Origin of the sequence: Streptomyces sp. NPDC060209 (assembly GCF_042728155.1) — a bacterium.
Lineage (GTDB): Bacteria > Actinomycetota > Actinomycetes > Streptomycetales > Streptomycetaceae > Streptomyces.
The window spans coordinates 15073-21151 of sequence record NZ_JBHWZS010000139.1; the positions used below are offsets into that span (position 1 = coordinate 15073).

General features: G+C 70.3%; 5 protein-coding genes and 1 pseudogene. 3 read left to right on the plus strand and 3 right to left on the minus strand.

Annotated elements, in window-relative coordinates:
• Nucleotides 1-21: 21 nt before the first annotated feature.
• Both ACFWFI_RS24530 and ACFWFI_RS24535 read right to left on the minus strand, forming a co-directional pair.
• Nucleotides 22-408 (minus strand): annotated as a pseudogene (locus tag ACFWFI_RS24530) (wax ester/triacylglycerol synthase domain-containing protein); the annotation flags it as partial.
• A 120-nt stretch (nucleotides 409-528) separates the two neighbouring features.
• On the minus strand, nucleotides 529-2595 hold the full coding sequence (locus tag ACFWFI_RS24535) for a SpoIIE family protein phosphatase (protein ID WP_387394034.1): 2067 nt from the start codon (nucleotides 2593-2595) through the stop codon (nucleotides 529-531).
• 143 nt (nucleotides 2596-2738) lie between these two features.
• Between ACFWFI_RS24535 and ACFWFI_RS24540 the strand changes: the two genes are divergently transcribed.
• Genes ACFWFI_RS24540 through ACFWFI_RS24550 form a run of 3 tightly spaced genes read left to right on the plus strand, consistent with a single transcriptional unit; the run spans nucleotide 2739 to nucleotide 5571 of the window.
• Nucleotides 2739-3575: a YndJ family protein gene (locus ACFWFI_RS24540; protein ID WP_387394040.1), complete on the plus strand. Its 837-nt coding sequence runs from the start codon at nucleotides 2739-2741 to the stop codon at nucleotides 3573-3575.
• A complete protein-coding gene (locus ACFWFI_RS24545) occupies nucleotides 3572-4081 on the plus strand; it encodes a DUF1990 family protein (protein ID WP_387394036.1) in 510 nt (169 codons plus the stop codon). The genes ACFWFI_RS24540 and ACFWFI_RS24545 overlap by 4 nt, the downstream gene beginning before the upstream one ends.
• A 29-nt stretch (nucleotides 4082-4110) precedes the next feature.
• On the plus strand, nucleotides 4111-5571 hold the full coding sequence (locus tag ACFWFI_RS24550; protein WP_387394038.1) for a lipase maturation factor family protein: 1461 nt from the start codon (nucleotides 4111-4113) through the stop codon (nucleotides 5569-5571).
• A gap of 67 nt (nucleotides 5572-5638) precedes the next feature.
• On the opposite strand, the gene ACFWFI_RS24555 is transcribed toward ACFWFI_RS24550, so the two are convergent.
• The gene (locus ACFWFI_RS24555) at nucleotides 5639-5812 is read right to left on the minus strand and encodes a hypothetical protein (RefSeq protein ID WP_387394042.1); all 174 of its coding nucleotides are present in this window, start codon (nucleotides 5810-5812) and stop codon (nucleotides 5639-5641) included.
• Nucleotides 5813-6079: the final 267 nt, after the last annotated feature.

A 6079-nucleotide genomic window follows, 5' to 3' on the forward strand; every position in this document is an offset into this window, starting at 1 on the left:
CAGACTCACGCTTCAGCCTACCGTGCCTCCACCCGGACTGTCGAGGAGGTACATCTGCCAGGGCGGCAGGCCCCGCCCGAGCGGCCGCTCCATGAGTTCACCGGCGAGCCGGGTGGCCTCCGCCAGGAAATCGCCCTCGGGGAGCACGACCCGCCTGACATGCCGCTGCACGTCGAAGTCCTTGTCGGTGAACCATGCCGCGCCGCCGACGGGCAGCAGGACGTCACGGACCCGCATCCGTAGCCGGGGAATGGCGGCCGCCCGGGCTCCGAGCAGCTCGAGCAGTTCCTCCGCGGCCACGCCGGGGGCCCGGTCGAAGACCGCGAGTGCGCCGAGATGCATCGGATGGGCATCGGATTCGAGGTGCCAGAAAGCCAGATCAAGAGGTGCCAGAAGCTCGGTACTCAACGGGGCCTCGCGTCGTCGACAGCGGAACGGCGGGATCGCAGTCAATCCCGCAGCGTCGGTTACGGTCAAGTAAGGACATGTTACGTACTGTTACAGTCTCGCGCGGCCTCGGCCACGGCGCTACCGGTGCTCCGGGATGAGGAATTCACACCACACGCATTTTCCGTTGCCCCGGGACTCCACTCCCCAGACGTCGGCCAGACGGTCGACGAGCATGAGCCCGCGGCCCGAGACTCCGGACTCCCCCGCGTCCCTGCGGCGCGGCAGCGCGCTGGAGCGGTCCTCCACGTCGACCCGGAGGCGGCGTTCGGGTCCGGTGAGCACCCGGATGGTGACGATGGCGCCCCCGTCGGTGTGCATCAGCGCGTTGGTGATCATCTCGTCGGCCGCGAGCTCGACGTCGTCGGCCCGGCCCTTCGCTCCCCAGGCGCGCACCGCCGCCCGGATCATGTGGCGTGCGGACGTCAGCGCCTCCGGATCGTTCTGCGCGACGTGCTGCTGGAGCCGGCCGCCCGGGTGGGGGGCGTGGGCCGCGTTACGGCGCAGCAGCAGCACCGCCATGTCGTCCTCGCCGCCGCGCTCGTCGACGACCTCGCAGAGCCGGTCGGCCAGCTTCTGGAGGTCCTGCGGACCGTCGCGGACCGTCGCGGCCAGCAGTCGCATGCCCTCGTCGAGATCGGTGCCCGGCAGCTCCACCATCCCGTCGGTGTAGAGGATCAGCGTCTGGCCCGGGTCCAGATCGACGGTGCTGACCGGGTATTCGAGCTGCCCGAATTCCGCGGAGAGACCCAGCGGCAGCCCCCCGTCGACCGGCAGTCTGCGGCAGTTCCCGTCGACGCCGCGCAGGGCCGGGTCGATGTGCCCGGCCCTGACCAGCTGCACCACTCCCGTGGTCAGGTCGGCCTCGGCGTAGGTGCACGTGGCGAAGCGGTCGGTGTCGAGTTCGTGGAGGAAGACGGATGCCCGCGCCATGACCGTGGCCGGGCTGTGCCCTTCGGCAGCGTAGGCGCGCAGCACGATCCGGAGCTGCCCCATGACGGCCGCCGCGTGCGTGTCGTGCCCTTGGACGTCCCCGATGACGGCGCCGACCCGGCCACCGGGCAGCGGAATGATGTCGTACCAGTCGCCCCCGATGTCCCTGCCGAGCCGTGCCGAGCGGTAGCGGACGGCGACCTGGGCCCCGGGGACGTCGGGGATCCGGCGCGGCAGCATCGCCTGCTGGAGCCCTTCGGCGAGATCGTGCTCCTGCTCGTAGAGCATGGCCCGCTGGAGGCTCTGGGCGATCGAGCTGCCGAGAGCCACCAGCAGGTTCCGCTCGTCGCTGGTGAAGCCGGCCTTGTTGCCGTAGAGGAGCCCGAGTGCGCCGATCGGGCGGGCCTGGGCGATGAGGGGCATGTAGGCGGCGGCGGTGATGCCGAGGTGACTGATGTGCGGCCACAGAATGGGGTACGAGGTCGCGAAATCCTCGGGTGTCTCGATGAAACGCGGCGTGAGCGTGCGGATCACTTCGCTCATCGGATAGGGCTCATCGGTCCGGGTGTAGCGGGTGCCCTGCACGAACGCCCCTTCGGGACCGTCCGCCACCAGATGGATACGCCCGGACTCGAGCAGCCCCATGACGAGGCTCGTGGCACCCAGGTTGGCCAGACCCCGGGAGCTCTTCAGCACGTCGGTGACGTCCTTGACCGTCCGGGCATGGGCCAGGGCCGCCGTGGTGCCCTCGACCAGGCTGGTACGGCGCCGCCGCTCCTCGTCGACGGTCCGGCGGGCGGTGGATTCGGCCAGCTCCTGGGTGGCGTCACGGATGATCCCGATGATGCGGCGGGGCCGCCCGGTGCCGTCGCGGCGGATGAACCCCTGGGTGTGGGTCCAGCAGAGGGAGCCGTCCCGCTGTGTCCTGCGGAAGTACGCGCCGTAGTTGCTGCGGCCGCTCTTGAGCGCCTCCGAGACCATGCCGTCGAGCCGGATCGCCTCGTCGGCGGGAACTCGCTGGGCGAGCGCCGCCGGATGGCCGTCGTACTCATCGGCGCGCAGGTCGAACACATCGAGGGCGGGCTCGTCCATGTGCATGAGTCCGCTGTCCAGATCCCAGTCGAAGCTGCCCATTCGGTTCAGGGCGAGGCTGAGGTCCGGGTGGGCGGGCCAGTCGTCCGGGAGTGACAGGGCACCCGCTACCCGATCATCCATATGCGCCACTCTGCCATTATTTGTCCGATTCCTCGACCGAACTGACGCCTTGAACGCGTTCAAGGCGCCCTCTATGCTCAGCACGACACGAATTGAACATGTTCAATTCACCGGTTCTCGTATGCGTGGACGGGGTGGGCACGATGTCCGTACTGGTCGGCCTGATCGTGATGCTGGGCATGCTGGTGATCGTTCCGTTGGGCCTGGGGCTCGTCGGCGACCCCGCGCTCGACCGCGTACGGCGCCTGTGGCCGCTCTTCGCGGTGCCCGGCGCCCTGTCCCTGTGGCTGCCACGCGGCGGCACCGCCACCGCGCTCGCCCTCTGCTACGCGCTGGGGACACTGCTCCTCGCCGGCCACGCACCCCGGCGCCTCGCCCGTACACGCAGCGCACGCCCGGTGGAGGCCGCGCTGCTCACGGCGCTGGTCACTCCGTCGGTCGCCGCGCTCGCCCTCGTCGCCGAGCGCTCCGGCCACGAACTGTTCGGATTCGGGCTCGGCATCCTGGCGCTGACCGTGCCCCACTTCCACTTCGCCGGTTTCGCCGCCGCCCTCGTCGCCGGTCTCGTCTGCCGGGCCGAGGACGGCGCGGCAGGCCGGTTCGCCGCCCTGAGCGTGCCGCTCGGCACTCTGCTCGTCCTCTTCGGCTACTTCATCGGGGACTGGACCGAGCTGGCCGGGGCGCTCGTGCTCACCGCCGGGATGTGGACGGTCGCCCTCCTGACCTGGCGCACGGTCCGCGTCGCCGGAGGGGAGCGTCTCACCCGTGTCCTGCTCGCCGTCTCGGCCGGCGTGCTTGCGGTGACGATGGTGCTCGCGCTGAGCTGGGCGCTCGGCGAGGCCACCGGACTGCCGCACCCCACCCTGACCTGGATGGCGGCCACGCACGGGCTCGGCAACGCGCTGGGCTTCGCGCTCTGCGCGCTGCTCGCCCGGCGCCGGCTCCAGGACCTCACCCACCCGGAAGGCAGGACCGCATGAGCACCCTGACGTACCCCGAGGTCGGAGCCACCAGGCTCGGACCTCTCCCGGACGGCTACAACCATCTGCACCACCGTGCCGCAGTCGGCAGGGGCCGGGCGGACTTCGAGACCGCGGGAGCCGCCGTCACCGAGTGGCGCATGCACCGCGCGGCAGGGGCACGCGTGAACGCTTCCGCCGCACGGGCGGCAGCCGGAATCGCCGTCGACGTGTCGGCGGGCATCGGAAGGCTCCGCATCGCCGCCCCCTGCGAGATCGTCTGGACGGAGTACGGGAGCAACCGCACCGGCTTCGCCTACGGCACCCTGGCGCGACACCCCGAATGCGGTGAGGAGAGCTTCGTCGTGGAGCTGGCGGACGACGGAACCGTCTGGTTCACCGTGATGGCGTTCTCACGGCCCGCCTCCTGGTACGCGCGGCTCGCCGGTCCTCTCGTACCTCTCGCCCAGCACTGGTACGCACGCCGGCTGGGAAATGTGCTTCGCCGGACCGTGTCGGCCGCCTGACGAGCGGGGTACGCCGGATACTGGAGGCGATGGAGTGGTTCACCGCAGACGGCTACTGGTTGAGCAGGCTGATCTTCCAACGATCACTGGCCGTCGTGTACCTGGTCGCGTTCGTCGCCGCAGCGCTCCAGTTCCGGGCACTGATCGGCTCCCGGGGCATGCTCCCCGTGCCCGACCTCCTGCGGCACACCTCGTGGCGGGCCGCTCCCGGCCTGTTCCGGCTGCACTACTCGGACCGCTTCTTCGCGCTGGCCGCCTGGACGGGCGCGGCGGTGTCTCTCGCACTCCTGGCAGGCCTGGACGCGTACGTCCCGCTCGGGGCCGCGATGGCCCTGTGGGCCATGCCCTGGGTGCTGTACCTGTCGATCGTCCAGGTCGGCCAGGTCTGGTACGGCTTCGGCTGGGAGTCGCTCCTGCTGGAGACCGGCTTCCTCGCCGTGTTCCTCGGCAACGCCGACACCGCGGCCCCGGTGCTGGTTCTGTGGCTGCTGCGCTGGCTGCTCTTCCGGGTGGAGTTCGGCGCCGGCCTCATCAAGATCCGGGGGGACGAGTGCTGGCGGCGGCTGACCTGTCTGGACTTCCACCACGAGACCCAGCCGATGCCGGGACCGCTCAGCTGGTTCTTCCACCGGCTCCCGAAGCCGGCGCACCGGGTGGAGGTCGCCGCCAACCACGTCACCCAGCTCGTGGTGCCGTTCCTGCTGTTCACCCCGCAGCCGGTGGCGAGCGTCGCGGCGGGACTGATGGTGGTCACCCAGCTGTGGCTGGTGCTGTCCGGAAACTTCGCCTGGCTGAACTGGCTGACCATCGTCCTGGCCCTCGCCGCGGTCGACTGGTCGCTGATCGCCGGCCCGCCACCCGCACAGCCGGGAGCGCCCCTCTGGTACGAGGTGGTGGTCATCGCCGTCACCACCCTCGTGCTGGCGCTCAGCTATCGCCCGGCGCGCAATCTCCTCTCCCGCCGCCAGGTGATGAACCGGTCCTTCGACCCGCTGCACCTGGTCAACACCTACGGAGCCTTCGGGAGCATCAGCAGGATGCGGCTGGAAGTGGTGGTCGAGGGCACCGGCGAGGCGGTCATCCACGAGGGGACCCACTGGCTCGAGTACGGCTTCCGGGGCAAGCCCGGCGATCCGCGCAGATTGCCGCGCCAGTTCGCTCCGTACCATCTGCGGCTCGACTGGATGATGTGGTTCGCGGCGCTCTCCCCCGCGTACGCCCGGGCCTGGTTCGGACCGTTCGTCGAGCGGCTGCTGCGGGGCGACCGGGACACCTTGCGGCTCCTGCGACACAACCCGTTCCCCGGCGGCCCGCCCGCCCACATCCGGGCCCGGGTATTCCACTACTGGTACACGGACTGGCAGGAGCTGCGGGCCACCGGCTGCTGGTGGCGCCGGACCTATGTACGGGACTTCATGAGGCCGGTGGCCCGGCCCGTTCCGCTACGGCCGGGCGGACGCGCCCCGGGGAACGATGAGGGCAGCCGGTGAAAAGGCTCCTGCCCCCGTCGGGAGACGGGGGCAGGGACCGAGGCGCTGCTCGAACCGGTACGGGTGATCAGTCGATGCCGGGCAGGATGTGCGGCTCGGCCAGATCATCCTCGTAGCCGGCCAGCCTGATCGGTGCCGACCTGGCCCAGACCTCGATGTTCCGGAGCTTCTCGGGCCGGCGGGCCCGCTCTCCGGACAGCTCGGCCGGGTGCGTCTCGGTCTTGGTCATTTCAGGTGTCACCGCGGACTCCTTTGTGTCGCGTTACCCCGGGGCGGTGGCGACGCTGCGGCTGTGAGAACCGTGTCGACCGCCCTCTGCGGGGGCAGGGGCAGAAACAGTTCGGTCGCGGTGGCGCCGGTACGGGGTGGGACGTCGGACTGCTTACAGACCTGTCCCAGGACGGCCGAGGAAGTTTCGTGGATCCCTTGGTGGCGTCCGTTCACCTAAGACTAACCAAATGAGCGCCGTCCCGCTCGACAGAACGTGTGGCCTGGGTCACTTTCAGCC